Source organism: Corynebacterium auris (assembly GCF_030408575.1).
Taxonomy (GTDB): Bacteria; Actinomycetota; Actinomycetes; order Mycobacteriales; family Mycobacteriaceae; genus Corynebacterium; species Corynebacterium auris.
Genome location: NZ_CP047047.1, coordinates 2,424,086 through 2,439,611, shown reverse-complemented (window position 1 = coordinate 2,439,611; position 15,526 = coordinate 2,424,086). Strand labels below are relative to the sequence as shown.

Genomic DNA, 15,526 nt, shown 5'->3' with positions numbered 1-15,526 from the left:
GTTATTGGTCCTCGTCCTTCCTTCTTGCGCGCCGCGCGAGCATAACTCCGCGGGGCGCGATGAAACGGCACGGGTGTCATTCGCCCGCGATTCACCGTTTCATCCACACGTTCAGCGCCACCGGCGGTGGCTTCTACCTGTAGTTCCACAACTTTATCCACAGGTGTGGAGTACGCGACTTTGGCCCGTTCTCCACAACCGACGCACACGCCTGTGAATAACTCTCGCCGATTAATTATGCGCCTTTACCTGCATAAACATGTAACCTTTGCTGCCGGTCTGAACCATTCGTTGAGAGTTACCCACACGACTGTGGGTCGTTTCGGTGTGAAGTTGTGGTGATTCATCATTGGTACCCCGTCGACCGTGCGCGTGTCCACGCGTTCTCTCGCCGCGTGCCTGTGGATAACTCCGCGGCGTGCGCGTCGCGCCGGCGAGCCGCAGCATGCGTCGGCGTGTTGGCAATTCGCCAGCTCATAACCACAGTTGTGTAATTACGGGGGGAGCCCCGTTACCCCCGTGTCCTCGCGGTGTGTCGATTTGTCCGCAGGCCCGGAACTCACGTAACCTGATGGGGTCTGTCACATCGAGCAGCGAGGCAGCCGGGTACATGACCCCGCCCCCCACGCTGCGCCGGTGTGCGTGAGAGCAACACCCGCGCGGTGCACCGGGCCGCCCTAGGGCGAGTCAGCGCAGGAGTTGCACGCGTGGAGCACCGCCGACCCCTCGGGAAACGCCCCGGGAACGGTCACGGAGCGCCCGCAGCTCGCACGAAGTTTTCATACCGGGACGGTCTCTACCCCGGGAGGTCGCACGCGCACGAGCGCGTCGCCGCTGGCCGTCGCACAGTGCCACCGGGCCTTGCCCCGACGGCGCTGGGCAAACAGCACAGTACAAGGAGTCTCCATGTCGAAGCGGACTTACCAGCCGAACAACCGTCGCCGCGCCCGCAAGCACGGCTTCCGCACCCGTATGCGCACCCGCGCCGGCCGCGCCATCGTCTCCGCGCGCCGCCGCAAGGGCCGCGCGAAGCTCACCGCGTAGTTGCGTAGTTCGTATCCACGCGGCAGCGACAACGACGGGCCACCCGATCGTGCTTCCCACGCACCACAAGCTCACCTCCTCCGCGGACTTTCGCCGCGCGATGAGGAAAGGCACGCGCGCGGGGTCGGCGACGCTCGTGGTCCACGTCACAGCCCGGACCGACCTCGCCATCACAGGCGGGCCTCGGTTCGGGCTGATCGTGTCCAAGCAGGTGGGCAACGCGGTGACGCGGCACGCGGTGTCGCGCAAGCTGCGTCATGTGTGCCGCGGGGACGTCGACATGCTTGAGCGGGCCCACGACGTCGTGGTGCGGGTGCTGCCTGCCGCCGCGACCGCGACGAGCGGGGAGCTGGCGCGCGACTACCGCTCGGCGTTGGCGCGGGCCCTGAAGAAACAATCCACCAAGAAACCGTAATGGCCTATTACAACGTCCTCGGCCAAGAAATCCCCGCCGCCCCCGGGCCGGCGGCGCGACTGCTGGTGAGGGCGGTGCGCCTTTACCAAAAATACGTCTCACCCCTTAAGATGGCAGGGACGTGTCGCTTCATGCCTGTGTGCAGCGCTTACGCGCTCGAAGCAGTGTCGCGCCACGGGGCGGTGAAGGGAAGCCTCCTCGCCGTCGGGCGCGTCTGCAAGTGCGGGCCCTGGCATCCGGGCGGCTTCGACCTCGTCCCTGTCCCGGGCAGCGCGACCCCACCCGTTACCGACTAGGAGCAACGACGCCAAGTGCTGAACTTCGTATATTGGCCGATCTCAGCAGTGCTGTGGTTCTGGCACAAAATCTTCGGATTCATCTTCTCGCCCGATTCCGGCATCTCGTGGATCCTGGCCATCGTCTTCCTGACCTTCACCATCCGCGTCCTGCTGGTCAAGCCGATGGTGAACCAGATGCGCACGATGCGGCGGATGCAGGAGATGCAGCCACGCATGCAGGAGATCCGCGCCAAGTACAAAAACGACCAGCAGAAGATGGCGCAGGAGACCCAGAAGCTCTACAAAGAGATGGGCGCGAACCCGCTCGCCTCCTGCATCGTGCCGATCGTCCAGTTCCCCGTCTTCCTCGGCCTTTTGCATGTCCTTCGGTCCTTTAACCGCACCGGCACCGGGCTCGGGTCGTTGGGCATGAGCGTCGAGGAAAACCGCAACACGGCGAACTACGTCTTCTCCCCGGAAGACGTCCGCTCCTTTCTTGACGCCGATTTCTTCGGTGTGCCGCTGTCGGCCTACATGGCCATGCCGGAAAGCGCTTTCGCCGCCTTCACCGGCTTGGACTTCACCCGCGTCAACATCATCGCGGTGTGCTTGCCGCTGGTGATTATGTCCGCCGTGTTCACCCACCTCAACGCCCGCCTCTCCGTCACCCGCCAGAACGAGCGTCGTGCCTCGGGCAAGATCAGCGCCCCGACCGGCGATAACGCGCAGATGATGGAAACCCAGATGCAGATGATGAACAAGATGACGCTGTGGATCTTCCCGGTCATGATCCTCGCCTCCGGCTTCATGTGGCACATCGGCCTGCTGATGTACATGCTGGCCAACAACGTCTGGACCTTCTTCCAAACCCGCATCGTCTTTGACAAGATGGGCAAGGAGGAGGCCGCCGAGGAGGAGGCCAGGCGCGAGGCAAAGCGAGCCTCCGCGCCGCAGGTGGCCGCGCGCCGCGTGGACAAGCGCAGCAAGCGACAACGCCGAAAAGGTTCTTAACTCGGTATCGTTGCGTTCTAAACCGTATGACTGCTAGATCGTATTATAGGACAATTTTTCTGAGGTTAATGGAGGATAAATACTCTGAATGGCACCTACAGCTGCCTTCGAAGTACGCTCTCAAGCTAGGTCAGCGTGTTGTTGAATTGGTAGAGTGTGTCCTCGCTGAATCGGACGCCTCAGGTGCTGCGATTGCCTGAGTCGGTGGCGAGATAGAGGTCAGCTAAGTAACACACCGCGTTATGTGTACGAAGCCCAAGGCAGTCGGGAGTGTAAACCCCAGCTGAGTCGATGCACGCTGCGGTACGAAACCGTAGGGTGCTGGCCGGGCACAGGAAAGCGAAACGGGGCATTGAAATATTCGGAGAGGAAGTCGTCTTTCTAGCAGCGGAACCTGAGGATCATCGAAGCAGCTCTTTGCTTTACCGGCCGCGGCAGCCGTGACAAGTTCCGAGCCAGGCCGATTGCTTGCGAGCAAGGTATAACCACTCCGAGAGCCGTCACCCAGCGTCATTTATGTCAAGCCCCGAGTTTTGTAGAGGGTCCTATTGTTGTCGATTAGGCCGCTTGGGTGTTCGCGGCGGTGTATTCCTGATGGGCCTGGCGGGGCGGGCGGTATCCCAGCGCCGAGTGCAAGCGGCGGTTGTTGTACCAGCCGACCCATGTCGAGGTCGCGACGAGAACATCTCGCAGTGCCGGCCAGGTCCTTCGGTCGATGAGTTCAGCTTTGAATACGGAGTTCAGCGCTTCTGCCATTGCGTTGTCGTAGGAGTCTCCCCGCGAGCCAACCGAGGCGATAACCTGCGACTGAGCCAAGGTTGTTCAGAAGACCGAAATGGTAGCGGTGTGGTGAGTATCTGGTAGCGCCTGAGTGGGTACCCGGTAGCGGTATCTCACTCAGGCGTTGCCGGTTGTTATGCGTTGGTGGTCAGGCGCATGTTTGGTCCTTCGAGTGTGATGATTTCGGCGCCGGAGAYGAGTCGGTTGAGGATTGACTCGGAGATCACGGCGTCGGGGATGGACTTGTACCACTCGTGTGGGGTGAACTGTGAGGTCACAATGGTTGAGACTTTGCGTTCCCGCCCGGCGAGGATATTGAGTAGTTGGTGCGCGGTCGCGGCGTCAACAGGTGTGGTGAGAAAGTCATCCAGGACCAGGACGTCGACGTCGTGGAGTTGCTGGATGAACTTCAGCCGTGTGGGGTTATCGGGTTGGAGGACTGCCAGTTCGGCGGCGAGCATGTCGGTGCGGTAGAACCGTGCGGAGTAGTCGTTGCGGCATGCGGCGGTGATGAGTGCTTGGGCGAGGTAGGTTTTACCAACTGAGGATTTGCCCAGGATGACGATGTTTTGGCCCAGGTGGCACCATTGTCCGTGAGCGAGTCTGCTGACTTGCTCGGGGTTGATGTTGCGGTCAGGCGTGCACACCACGTTTTCAAGGCAAGCATCATGGTTTGGCGATCGGGATGCTTTAAGCAGTTTGCTGATGCGTCGTTCACGCCTGGCTGCGACTTCTTTATCGAGTGCGTARAGCACCTTTTGGGAAAACGTCCACGTGTCGAAGGCGGGATCGTTGGCGATATCGATGACGCTTCTGCCGAAGGCAGTCATCCGCAGTGCGGTGAAGTCGGCCAGGACGGATTCGTCAAGGAAGCGATCTGTTGGCGGGGTTGGTGAGGACATGGGTTTTAGTTTCCTTTCTTAGCGAGGTTGTCCATGCTGAACTGGTCTGCACCGCCAAGGAACGCGCCGGTGGTGTCCCGGTCAGCGGCTACAGGTCGGGCGGGTTGGTTGGTTGTGGTGCTGCGCGGGGGCTGGTCAAACCCGCGTGGTCGGGTTGCGTGTTCCTTGCGGACAGCGGCCATCATGTTTTTGACTGCGGTATATGACACTGCCCGTCGGCTGCCGTCGTTGGCTATCAGGCGTTGGCATGCTTCTTCCAGGATTGGTTTGTTGGCATGTTTGCCCATTGACAGCACGTTTCGGCAGGACTGGTATGCCTGGGCCGGGATGGCTTTCGCCGTGATGAGTTCTTCGATGACCTTGCGTGTTGCCGGGCCAACTTTGCTGGCTTCGCGATAAAAGTAGTCGCTTGTCCACAGTCCACGGGTGGAGTCCATTCCAGATGGAATGTGCTCGTAGTCAGTGACATAGGCCCCACGCTTATGTGAAACCCGGTGGGTTGCCACGGTTGCCCCTTGGTCAAAGACGGTCAACATCTGGCCGGTGATGCGCACATCGACAGTGCGGCCAACAAGCTGGTGCGGAACGGAGTAACGCACTGTTGCAACCGTGACATGGAAATCCGGGGCCACTTTTGCCCGTTTCCACTCGGTGTGTTGCCACGGGGTTGCCGGCAGATCCGCAAGCAGATGCTGTTCGTGCTCTTCAAAGAGATCCCTCCGGCTTGACTGCTGGCTGCGAAACGGCACGGACGTGTTGATTGCGTCGACGAAGCCCACAATCTTTTCGTTGAGCTCGTCAAGGTCAACACACTGGTGGCCATTAAGCGCGTGGATGACTTTGTGTGTGACGATCTTTACCGCAGCTTCCACATTTGCTTTATCCTTCGGACGACGCGCGCGTGTGGGAAGTGCTGCTGTGTTGTAGTGCTCCAAGAACTGCTGGTAGGTGTCGTTGACCTTCCGATTCCTATCGGCAGTGCTGATCGCATTCGACGCCGTCGACGCGTTATCTGGGACAACAACCTGGCAGACCCCACCGAAGTAGTCAAACGCTTGACGGTGAGCATCAAGCCAGGACTGTTGCCGCTGGTCAGCACACGCACATGCAAAGAGCATCCCTGAATATGGCAGCGAGGCGACGAAAACACTGACTTTCGCACCCGGTGTGCCCGCCGGGTCGTACAGGCGCATCTTGGTCCCAGCCCAGTCCACCTGCATCGTATGCCCTGGTGCATGGGTGATCCGGGCGGTAAGCCCGGCCGCGTCGACATGGGAGGCAACCAGTTGGCGGAACCGGTCATAGCTGTAGTGACGCTGGCCCAGCTGGGCCGGCGTTGTGGTGTAGCGAGCCCACAATACTTGCAGTGTTAGCTTCACCCGTCCTGTGCGTGCTTTGACGACCGCGTCAAAGTCAATCGGGACGAACTCGCCTTGCCCGCTACTGCGTCTATCTACGAATATCTCGTCCAACTCGTCATCCGTCAACGCCGCGACCTGTTCAACAGTGGTCAGACCAAGGCTTCGCAGTGCTTGGTTCGCTCGTGAAATCGCGCGGTGCGAGCATCCGAGCTGGTGTTCAATCTGGCGGTAAGAACGCTGCCGAATCAGCAGCGTCATCACCGCACGGTAATCCGTCATAAGCGGACTCCTTCCAGTACGAGCCGCACCCGAGTGGTGCGGCTACCGGAAGTATCACCTTGAGCGCTGTGAGCTGCTACCGGATACTCACTGAAGCGCTACCGGAAAGTCACGACGCTGCTACCAAATAGCCGGTCGCAACAAAGGTCTCTCCGTAGACAACCGACCTGTACTGCACGCCCCTGTCTAAAGTGATGGATCAGACCGGAGACATCTTCACCGGCGCGCAAGCGCGCTGACAAGGCCATGTCGAGTGCGTCTTTAGCCAGTGACGTGCGCATGTGGTTGGTGATCTGCCAGCCAACAATCTCCCGGGTATACGCGTCGAGGACGAACGAGGCGTACACCCACCCGACACGCGTGGGGATGTATGTGATATCCGCGACCCACAGGCGGTTCGGCGCATCGACACAAAAGTCGCGCTCGACCAAGTCGACTGGGCAGTTATCGGGGGCAGCGCTGCGGGTGGAGGGCTTTTTCTTCCTGCGCCGGATACCACGGATGCCTTCGAGTGCCATGAGGCGCTCGACGGTGCACCGGGCGACGTGACCGACATCGCCTCGGCGGTTGATCTCGGCCCATAGTTTGCGCGCTCCATAGCAGGAGTAGTTGTCGTCGTAGATGGCACGCAACGCTTTGCGTAGTTGTCGGTCGCGGATAGATCGGGATGATTCAGGCCGGGATTTGTGGGCGTAGTAGGTGTTCAGGGCGATTTTCGCGTTGGTTGCTGAAAGGGCGCGAATAATCGGCGAGGGTGTCAGGTGTTTTGTGTGTGAGGCTCTGATCCAGAAGGAGTTTCACTGATAATGACTACTGTGTCACCGAAGAAAGGCCATGACCCGAGCAGGGTCAATGAGATCAGCGCGAAGCTGATGGAAAACCCGGAAATCGCCGCACTGATCGGCGAGCTGTCGACCTCCGTCGACGATGCCAGCGACCTGGTCAAAGGTCTTTTGCAGGCGTCGATCAACGCGGGTCTGCAGGCGGAGATGGACGCCCATTTGGGGTACGGGCACTCAGATCGCGCGGCGAAAGCCCAGGTAAGTCCCTCAAACGGTGGCAATCACCGTAACGGGTCGTACACCAAAACTGTGGGCACCGGCTACGGCCCGGTGGATATCACAGTGCCTCGGGATAGGGCGGGCACGTTTCACCCGGTCATGGTGCCGAAAGGGGCACGCCGGCTGACAGAGCTCGATGACATGATCGTCTCGCTCTACGCCGGCGGAATGACGGTACGCGATATCCAGCACCACCTGGCATCGACCCTGGGGGTGGACATCAGCCCGGATACCATCAGTACCATCACCGATGCGGTCCTCGATGAGGTGATGGTGTGGCAAAACCGTCAGCTCGACGAGTTCTACCCGGTCATTTTCCTCGACGCGCTGCGGGTGAAAATCCGCGACGGCCACCGTGTGGTCAATAAAGCCTGCTACATGGCTGTCGGCATCGACATCGACGGGACCAAACACATCCTGGGACTATGGATCGCCGACAACGAGGGTGCCGCATTCTGGGCATCCGTGTGCGCGGACCTGGCGAACCGTGGAGTCAATGACGTGTTCATCGTCTGCTGCGACGGGCTGAAAGGCCTGCCTGAGGCCGTGGAAGCGACCTGGCCGAACTCGATGGTACAAACCTGCATCGTGCACCTGATCCGGGCTGCCAACAGGTGGGTGTCCTATAAGGACCGCAAATCTGTATCCAGCGCACTGCGCAAGGTCTACACCGCACCGAATCAGGACGCCGCTTGCGCCGCCCTCGATGCCTTCGAAGCCTCGGAACTGGGGCGGAAGTACCCCCAGTCGGTGAAGGTCTGGCGTGACGCGTGGGAGAGGTTTATACCGTTTCTGCAGTTCCCGCCTGCAGCTCGCCGGGTGCTCTATACCACCAATGCCATCGAGTCGCTTAACGCTGAGCTGCGGAAAGCGACCCGCAACCGTGGCCAATTCCCCACGGATGCTGCGGCGTTGAAGACGCTGTGGTTGATGGTCTGCAACATCGAGGACAAGCGCGCCGCCCAACGGGCGAAGAAAGCGAAGCGGGCAATCGACTGCAACGGCTATATTGAAGGGGCGAAAACCTCAGGGTGGAAACAAGCCATCAACCAACTATCCGTGGCCTACCCAGACCGGTTCGCCAACTACTTGTAAACCAAGCCCCCGCACACAAACAAACGGACACTCTCTAATCGGCTCGACCCCGAATTCCTCCCGGTTGTCGTCGATGAACCGGACGACTACCTGTGTGGGCGCTCGCACTCCGCCGCGAAAAAAGCCGACGCTCTTTTCACAATCTCGTTAGCGCGCTTCGCTTCAATCAGTTCAGCTCGCAGTCTGCGGTTTTTTGCTGCAAGATCCACCGATTCAGCCGGGGTTGCCGCGCCGGATTGTTTATGAGCGCGGACCCAGCCGCGCAGAGTTTCCTTGCTCATTCCGAGCTCGACAGCGATGCGGGATATCGCACCACGAGACGTGTCAGGGTCAGCTTGCGCGTGCAGCACCAGTTCGATGGCACGCTGCCTCAACTCAGGCGTGTACTTCGAGGGCATGTGTAGGGCTCCTTTTCCAAATTCCTACCCTCCATTAAACCCGGGGCGAACCACTTGTATCGAAGACATCACTTACACGCCCGGCCGCACCATCAACAAAGAGCAAATCACCCGACTCGCTCACTGCCGATGGTGCCAAAGCGCACAAAACATTGTCATCCTGGGCAAATCCTCCGTCGGCAAGACCTACCTCGCCCAAGCACTGCTCGCCGCGGCGTGCCGAAACGACTACTCCGCACGCTTCTTCCGCACCGACACGCTCTCCAACCACCTCGCCGTGCTCAAACACGACGACCCAGCCCGCATCACATTCCTCGAAGACCTCCACCACACAGACGTGTTAGTCCTCGACGACTTCCTGACCACCCCAATCGATGCCGCTACCGCACACCAACTGCAAAACATCCTCGCAGAGCGCGAACCCCGTGGATCCACCATCGTGACATCCCAGTTCACACCCGACGAGTGGTACAAATCCATCCCGGATGCCGTCATCGCCGAATCCATCCTCAACCGACTCGTCGCCGGCGCCGAAATCATCACACTCGACGGCACCAACATGCGACTGGCCTAATAACCCCACCGAAACCCCAAAACGCCCGGGTGTTACTCGATACTCACCCGGGCGTTACCCGATACTCACCACACCGTTACTAAACACGTGGTCCTAACACGAGTACCGCCCCGACCAGACGCACGACGGCGTCGCGGTTGGGGAAGATCCCCACGACGTCGGTGCGACGTCTGATCTCCCGGTTGAGCCTTTCGGTGGGGTTGTGTGACCACACCTTCGTCCACACCGCTTTCGGGGCGTTCGTAAACGCCAACAGGTCGTCTAAGGATTCCTCCAGGTGAATGCGCCACATGGGGGAATGTCTGCTGGCAAAACTCGACAACGTCTCGGGCTTGGTCCCACACGGTGTGGGCGTCGGGTTGTTGGAAGATCGTGTGAAACATCGCCGATAGGGTGGGCCACTTATGTTTTCGGCACCATCGATGATGAGGTTCTTCGCGAAATGGGTGCGGCACCGCTGCCAGGACGCGTTGGGCAGGCAGTCCCCCACAGCGGTGTGGATGCCTAGGTGGGCGTCGCTGGTGACCAGGTACACCTGATCCAGGCCCCGGGCTTTCAGGTCGCGGAAGAACCCGGTCCACGACGCGACCGATTCGGCGGTGGCGACCTGCATACCACACAACTCCCGGTACCCGTCGGCGTTAACCCCGGTGGCCAGCAGCACGCTGGTTTTCACGACGCGCCCACCTTCACGCACCTTCATCGTCAGCGCGTCGCAGGAAACATAGAGGTAGGGGCCGGTGCCCAACGGGCGGGTGCGGAAGTCTTCGACCATCACGTCGAGTTCTTTGGCCATGTCAGACACCTGCGATGTCGATAGGTTGGTGATCCCGAGGGTGGCGACCAGGTCGTTCATTTGGTGGGTGGAGACCCCCTTGAGGTAGCAGGTGGCTACGACGGTGGCCAGGGCGCGTTCTGCTCTTAAGCGGCGCGGGGGCAACCAGTCGGGGAAGAATGATCCGTGGCGAAGTTTCGGGACTTTTCACGCAGGTGGTGCCCACACGAAGGTCCAGGTCGCGGTGGCGGTAGCCGTTTCGATGGTTGGTGCGGGTGTCGCTGACTGTGGCGTAGTCAGCCCCGCAGATGCTGTCTGCCTGGGTGGATAAGGATCTGGTTGATGACATCCTGCAGCATCTGACGCATCAGATCCGGGGATGTGTGGGCGAGCAGCTCATCAAGGTAGGCGGTCGGGTCGACATGATTGGGCCCAGCGCCCACTCGCGTTGGTTCCTTTCGAGGAGATGTTGGAGTTGATTCGAAAGGTACTGCGGTGGCCGCCTCACACATTCATGAGGCCCCTCACCGACAGTCACAGATACACCACGCTAACGGACGCAACCGCTCTGGCGTGATGCGTGGGAGAGGTTTATACCGTTTCTGCAGTTCCCGCCTGCTGCTCGCCGGGTGCTCTATACCACCAATGCCATCGAGTCGCTTAACGCTGAGCTGCGGAAAGCGACCCGCAACCGCGGCCAATTCCCCACGGATGCTGCGGCGTTGAAGACGCTGTGGTTGATGGTCTGCAACATCGAGGACAAACGCGCCTCCCAACGCGCGAAAAAAGCGAAGCGGGCAATCGACTGCAACGGCTATATTGAAGGGGCGAAAACCTCAGGGTGGAAACAAGCCATCAACCAACTATCCGTGGCCTACCCAGACCGGTTCGCCAACTATTTGTAAACCAAGCCTCCGCACACAAACAAACGGACACTCTCGTAGGGGTCGCCCAGGCGCCGGCACCGGGGCGAACTCTTTGGATTATCGCCCGCCGACAATTTGGAAAAAAATTCCCAGAAGGATTTACAAGGTGCCGAGCATCCTGTAGCATCAATCAAGACAACCTCAATACCCACTGGGAAAGGCAAGCCATGGCTGATATCAACCGATACACATCGACCAAATCAATCGCGGAAGACGCTCGCCAAGCGGATGATGGACGCACCACCCCGACGACTGTATCTTCCTGGATCTGCACCGAAGCAGCTTCGTACACCGTAACGATTACGGCTTCCTTGGGCTGCTGACGATGGCGGTGTCTCCCCTAGAAGACAATAGATCTGAAGCTCGAAACTGGACAACGGCGACACGGCGAGATCTAAAAGTTACTCTGGGGGAGTTTTCTAATTTCGAGGTTGGTGATTTCACCGGCCGTGGGGAATATTTTGTCGTCGAACTGAAGGAAAGCGGCAAAAAGTTTATCAAGACTATTTTACGTAAAGATTTCCTTGATGACAGTTCACGGCGCGCCGAAGGAGAGCTTCTGGCAAGCATGGCGGAAATTCCTAGTACTAGTCGGATAGCCCCTCTGACGCCAACTCAGGTGTTGCAATCTACCCAGTTTTCAGGCGACTTCTACGCCGTATCGACGTTCAAGGAGCACACGCGAAATCTTTACGCAGATAGGAAGCTCCTAGACCCGGGTCTCCTAATGGATCTAGGTGAGTTCACTTATCGGCTAGGTTCGACGGCGGTGCCGAGGAACTTTGAAACCCGGCGAGCTAGTGACTCCATACTGTCGCTGCTGCATCTTTCAGAGTCTCGGGCCTCGGCGGAATGGTCCCAAAGTTCCAGGGGCGCTCACCAAGCTATCTCAATCGTCCAGAGTGAGTCTCCAAAGATCAAGGCATTAATCGAAGAACTCAATTCTTTTCCGGATCCACCGGTGTTCTCTCACGGCGACCTAAAGCTTGCTCAATTCATCGAACCGTTAGGTGAGGATAAGATCCTATTGTGTGACTGGGAGGAGTGTGGCGTTTCTTCCCATCTAGCCGATTTGTGTTTTCTTTGTTCGGACGTTTTCTATAGCCAAGTCAGAAGCCAAACCGACGACGATATGGCTGGGGAAAGCGATCCTGCGCTCATTCAAGAATCGTACGATTCCGCAGTTGCTAACGCCTCGACACAGGTCTCTCGTGTTTTGACAGGCTACTTAAATGCGCGGCGTAAGCCGTTTTCGGATGGCGAGCGGCGCGCGATTGAGATCCGCATTGGGTTGTCCGGTTTGTATCGGCTTTTTACCGTGGGCGTCAAAGGGTCTGATCTTCGACCGCGCGAGTTGGCACTAGCATCCATAGGTATGCAGATAGCCCTAGGGGATATCCCTGAGCTTTTTTGAAATCAATAAGGAGGTTCTTGCCGGATGGGTTTTCAGCGCGAGATCGGGGAAATCTTAGAGCATTTCAAGCTCTTAGACCCGAGGACGATCGAACTACCTCCAGTTTACGGCGACTTAGGAACGGTGTCAGTTGACATTCAAGCACCAGATGCTCACTCACTCCTGAGCGAATTAATTTATAATAAATTTCACGCGCGAACGCGCGAAGTCGTAGCGGATACCACCAAAGTAGACATCGTGCGTTTCCTGCGTAGTCATTCGATGTTTCAAAAAGCGCAGTCGGGCGCCGGATATGAGAAGCCCTTTCCAAGGCTTTCATTTGATCGCTCTCCGGGTTTTGCTCACGTCTTTGGAAGGCAAGGGTGGAGCGACCAGATAACGGGAGTTGGTCGCGTGTATATTACCGCTCCGGGTGCGGTCGCTAGAACCAACCTGTTCATAAAAGTCCTTGAATCGTTCGAGAGTTTTGCCTATCCGCTTCAAGCAAAGATGAGCTGGAACCCCTCAGCGTTACGTTCGGACGACATCGTACTTTACTTCGATGCGAGTCATGGTTTTAGTGAGGGCTGTGATTTAGCGTCCTTCGTTTTGAACGAGGTCGTCGACCCGCATTTTCGGGGTGCGAAATCGGTGTTTACAAAGACTTTGACAAGCTGCGCAAGTATTGCGACAGAGGTTCGCACACCAAGGAATGAAGGTATGAGCTTCGGAATAGAACGGTCAGCGATTTGCGCAGACCTAGTATTGGCAATTTTACGGGGAAAGGGTGACGAGATACAGTCTATTGCGGAAGGTTGGGGGATCGACTTATCAGCGCTTTTCCCGGGGGTGAATTGAGTTGAAAGTATCTTGGCTCATAACTGGATCTTTACCTGCAATGGCTATTCCGGGTATCTTGTTCAGCCTAAGGTCTCACTATCCTGCTATCAGTGTCTCACCATTCGTAACTGAGAGTGCCTCAAGGATGGTTACCAGAACAGTGCTTGATCACTTCGCGGGTGCGGCTTCTCATTTAGATATATGGGAGGAAGTAGGCTCGCCAGCTTCGAACTCGGTTCCTTCTAAGCACATTGATCTGGAGGCTAGTTTTGACGCATTTGTTGTCGCTCCTGCTTCTCTGGATTTCATGGTGAGATTTGTCCACTACGATTGTTCAAGCCCGTTTAGACTTGCGCTCCAGTGCACGCGTAAGCCAGTCGTTTTGGCCCCTTGCTTGCCACCTGGCGGCATCGATTCCGTCGCATACCTCGATGTTGTTGACAAACTCGCAAGGTGGGATAATGTCTCGTTACTTCCGCCGGTTCCCACACTGAGTGTTGCTCTTTCGGATCGATCGTCCGCTGGTTTTGGAGATCCGACTCGATTGATGGATTTCGTCCTGCAATCGTTGGAGGTGACCGATGGAGGTGATCTTTGAAAACTCTCTACGGAGAGTATGGAGGCAGTCGTCGACCACCGAGCCAACGGTTTGGACGGAGGTACGTGAATATTCTGAAATGACACCGGCCCTTTTGTCGCGCTCGGAGAGGAGGCTGCGTGATGACAGTCCCATTTATTGGGGTGAAGCCGAAGGCCATACCTTTCGTATCGGGTCGGTAGAAGCGGAACCATTTTGGGAATATTTTAGACGGCAGGCATCGTGCTTCTCCGACGTTAGTAACGAATTGCGTCTCATTCGACATGTCGACCTTGCTCTTGAGGCTTCTTCCGCCTTTTCTGAGGAGGCAGAAATAAGATATTCGGCACTAAGGAGCGAGTGTTTAGGTCATTTACCACGCGATTTTTGGGAGCTCCGATTGCTCCTCGGAGATCCGCTTGTTGTTTCCACGTTTTCCGATTCTGGTCTCAATGTTTCTAGTGTGCAAGAAATTCTGTCACTCGTATTGGAATACCTGTCGGGGTGCAGCAAAATGGTGCACGGTTGTTTTCGGCTCAGAAATATAATTTTCACCCCGCGGGAACGGCTTGCCGTTATTGCGGGCGACGATGTTGTTTATGGATCTAACGTAGTACCTATCGCGGCGATTTTGTCCGACCTGTTTGAACTGGTTTCGTCGGGTGCGTTTTTCCTGGAACGCCCCCTCATTTCGCTGTATCGTAGGCTCGAAAATAGTGTGGAGGATCAGAAAGTTCTTGAAATGTTGGTCTTCCTTTATGCGGTCGCTCACAGTGCACAATATATTCATACATATAAAGTGAGGGGGAGGGTTAGTACCGTTCGTGCCAGTGCCATTTTGGCTGATAGGGGTCTGTTAGCTGCTGTACGATCGGCCAGTTAAATGCGGTTACTCGGCGGGATTGCTATTTGACTGTCTGCACTCTGACACCTCAGGCTTCCCAAGTCAACTGTGGCTTTTCTTACTGCTGAGCTGTCGGCTTCGGTTTTGCGGTTTCGTGGCTTTGGGTCCGCAGGTGATGACTCCTCCCCCATCTGAGGCCGCGGACTGGCGGGCAATCGGCTGCACGTCGGTGCTGGCTACTAGAGTCGGGAAAGCATACGCCACCCGCCGAAGGAGAATGGAGAACACAGCCGTGTCACGCGCCCTGCCTGCCCCCGAACCCGCGCCCGCGGCCGCCGAGGCCTTCTTCGGCGAGCGCTTCGCCCTGGCGCAGGCCTACCACCGCTCGCTCACGGAGGTCGCCTCGGAGCGCGGCTTCATCGGCCCGAAGGAGGTCGAGCGGCTCTGGTCGCGCCACCTGCTCAACTGCGCGGTCGTCTCGGATGCGCTGCCGGAGGGTGTGAGGGTAGCGGACGTCGGCTCGGGCGCGGGCCTGCCGGGCATCCCGCTGGCGATCGCTCGCCCCGACCTGCCCGTCACCCTCATCGAGCCGCTGCTGAAGCGCTCCACTTACCTCTCGGACGTCACGCAGCAGCTGGGCCTGGACAACGTCACCGTGGTGCGCGGGCGGGCGGAGGAGTACACGGGCTCGCTTTTCGACGTCGTCACGTCCCGCGCCGTCGCCCCCCTGGGCAAGCTGGCCGGCTGGTGTCTCCCCCTCGTCACTGTCGGCGGGGTGATGCTGGCGATGAAGGGCGCGAGCGTCGGCGAGGAGCTCGAACGCGACGCCCGGGACATCGTCCGGGCTGGCGGTGGCGACGCGGAGATCCTGACCGCCGGCGAGGGCGTCCTGGAGCAGCCGACGACGCTGATCCGCATCCCGCGGCGGCGCTGACCCGTGGGGACATCACGCGATCGCGATAAGGTGAGAGGC

The 15,526-nt window shown here is 58.3% G+C and carries 17 protein-coding genes and 2 pseudogenes; 12 read left to right on the top strand and 7 right to left on the bottom strand.

The features are described from left to right. Positions 1–906: 906 nt before the first annotated feature. The 4 genes from rpmH to yidC are packed head-to-tail and all read left to right on the top strand — an operon-like array spanning position 907 to position 2,748. Complete coding sequence (gene rpmH, locus CAURIS_RS11530) at positions 907–1,044, top strand: 50S ribosomal protein L34 (protein WP_019193581.1); 138 nt, start codon at positions 907–909, stop codon at positions 1,042–1,044. A gap of 49 nt (positions 1,045–1,093) precedes the next feature. Beyond that, positions 1,094–1,459, top strand: coding sequence for a ribonuclease P protein component (rnpA, locus tag CAURIS_RS11525; protein ID WP_019193580.1), 366 nt, complete (start codon positions 1,094–1,096; stop codon positions 1,457–1,459). Then, entirely contained in the window at positions 1,459–1,755 is a 297-nt protein-coding gene (gene yidD / locus CAURIS_RS11520; RefSeq protein WP_019193579.1) for a membrane protein insertion efficiency factor YidD, read from the top strand. Before rnpA ends, yidD begins: the two co-directional genes overlap by 1 nt. Before the next feature lie 15 nt (positions 1,756–1,770). Beyond that, a complete protein-coding gene (gene yidC, locus CAURIS_RS11515) occupies positions 1,771–2,748 on the top strand; it encodes a membrane protein insertase YidC (protein ID WP_019193578.1) in 978 nt (325 codons plus the stop codon). A 558-nt stretch (positions 2,749–3,306) separates the two neighbouring features. Here yidC and CAURIS_RS11510 read toward each other — a convergent pair. The 4 genes from CAURIS_RS11510 to CAURIS_RS11495 all read right to left on the bottom strand — a co-directional run bounded on the left by CAURIS_RS11510 (position 3,307) and on the right by CAURIS_RS11495 (position 6,729). Next, positions 3,307–3,504: an integrase core domain-containing protein gene (locus CAURIS_RS11510; protein ID WP_019193577.1), complete on the bottom strand. Its 198-nt coding sequence runs from the start codon at positions 3,502–3,504 to the stop codon at positions 3,307–3,309. 158 nt (positions 3,505–3,662) lie between these two features. Beyond that, positions 3,663–4,430, bottom strand: a complete 768-nt coding sequence (locus CAURIS_RS11505; protein ID WP_290342197.1) for an ATP-binding protein — start codon at positions 4,428–4,430, stop codon at positions 3,663–3,665. Positions 4,431–4,435: 5 nt separating this feature from the next. Continuing rightward, on the bottom strand, positions 4,436–6,070 hold the full coding sequence (istA, locus tag CAURIS_RS11500; protein ID WP_290342196.1) for an IS21 family transposase: 1,635 nt from the start codon (positions 6,068–6,070) through the stop codon (positions 4,436–4,438). A 98-nt stretch (positions 6,071–6,168) separates the two neighbouring features. Beyond that, positions 6,169–6,729 carry an IS3 family transposase gene (locus CAURIS_RS11495; RefSeq protein ID WP_290343395.1) on the bottom strand — a complete coding sequence of 187 codons (561 nt, stop codon included), beginning with the start codon at positions 6,727–6,729 and terminating at the stop codon, positions 6,169–6,171. A 147-nt stretch (positions 6,730–6,876) separates the two neighbouring features. Between CAURIS_RS11495 and CAURIS_RS11490 the strand changes: the two genes are divergently transcribed. Beyond that, positions 6,877–8,226, top strand: coding sequence for an IS256 family transposase (locus tag CAURIS_RS11490; RefSeq protein WP_290342195.1), 1,350 nt, complete (start codon positions 6,877–6,879; stop codon positions 8,224–8,226). A gap of 86 nt (positions 8,227–8,312) precedes the next feature. Here the strand turns inward: CAURIS_RS11490 and CAURIS_RS11485 are convergent, their stop codons facing one another. After that, positions 8,313–8,624, bottom strand: a complete 312-nt coding sequence (locus tag CAURIS_RS11485) for a transposase (protein ID WP_081582861.1) — start codon at positions 8,622–8,624, stop codon at positions 8,313–8,315. On the opposite strand from CAURIS_RS11485, the gene CAURIS_RS11480 reads away from it, so the two are divergent. Continuing rightward, positions 8,623–9,198, top strand: coding sequence for an ATP-binding protein (locus CAURIS_RS11480; RefSeq protein ID WP_231286574.1), 576 nt, complete (start codon positions 8,623–8,625; stop codon positions 9,196–9,198). The two genes, CAURIS_RS11485 and CAURIS_RS11480, sit on opposite strands and share 2 nt — an antisense overlap. A 79-nt stretch (positions 9,199–9,277) precedes the next feature. Here CAURIS_RS11480 and CAURIS_RS11475 read toward each other — a convergent pair whose 3' ends face one another. Continuing rightward, the gene (locus CAURIS_RS11475; RefSeq protein ID WP_231908945.1) at positions 9,278–10,138 is read right to left on the bottom strand and encodes an IS256 family transposase; all 861 of its coding nucleotides are present in this window, start codon (positions 10,136–10,138) and stop codon (positions 9,278–9,280) included. A gap of 103 nt (positions 10,139–10,241) precedes the next feature. Beyond that, a pseudogene (locus CAURIS_RS11470) lies at positions 10,242–10,322 on the bottom strand (hypothetical protein); the annotation flags it as partial. A 220-nt stretch (positions 10,323–10,542) separates the two neighbouring features. On the opposite strand from CAURIS_RS11470, the pseudogene CAURIS_RS11465 reads away from it, so the two are divergent. From CAURIS_RS11465 to rsmG, 6 genes and pseudogenes are all read left to right on the top strand, one after another. Continuing rightward, positions 10,543–10,878, top strand: a pseudogene (locus CAURIS_RS11465) (transposase); the annotation flags it as partial. 346 nt (positions 10,879–11,224) lie between these two features. After that, entirely contained in the window at positions 11,225–12,313 is a 1,089-nt protein-coding gene (locus CAURIS_RS11460; protein WP_155860792.1) for a phosphotransferase family protein, read from the top strand. A 24-nt stretch (positions 12,314–12,337) separates the two neighbouring features. Then, positions 12,338–13,150, top strand: a complete 813-nt coding sequence (locus CAURIS_RS11455; RefSeq protein ID WP_155860791.1) for a T3SS effector HopA1 family protein — start codon at positions 12,338–12,340, stop codon at positions 13,148–13,150. A gap of 40 nt (positions 13,151–13,190) precedes the next feature. Then, a complete protein-coding gene (locus CAURIS_RS11675) occupies positions 13,191–13,730 on the top strand; it encodes a flavoprotein (protein ID WP_353959240.1) in 540 nt (179 codons plus the stop codon). A gap of 79 nt (positions 13,731–13,809) precedes the next feature. Further along, positions 13,810–14,592 (top strand): hypothetical protein, encoded by a 783-nt coding sequence (locus tag CAURIS_RS11450; RefSeq protein WP_290342194.1) that lies wholly within the window; start codon positions 13,810–13,812, stop codon positions 14,590–14,592. Between the two features lie 238 nt (positions 14,593–14,830). Continuing rightward, positions 14,831–15,487 (top strand): 16S rRNA (guanine(527)-N(7))-methyltransferase RsmG, encoded by a 657-nt coding sequence (rsmG, locus tag CAURIS_RS11445; RefSeq protein WP_019193573.1) that lies wholly within the window; start codon positions 14,831–14,833, stop codon positions 15,485–15,487. Positions 15,488–15,526 lie beyond the last annotated feature (39 nt).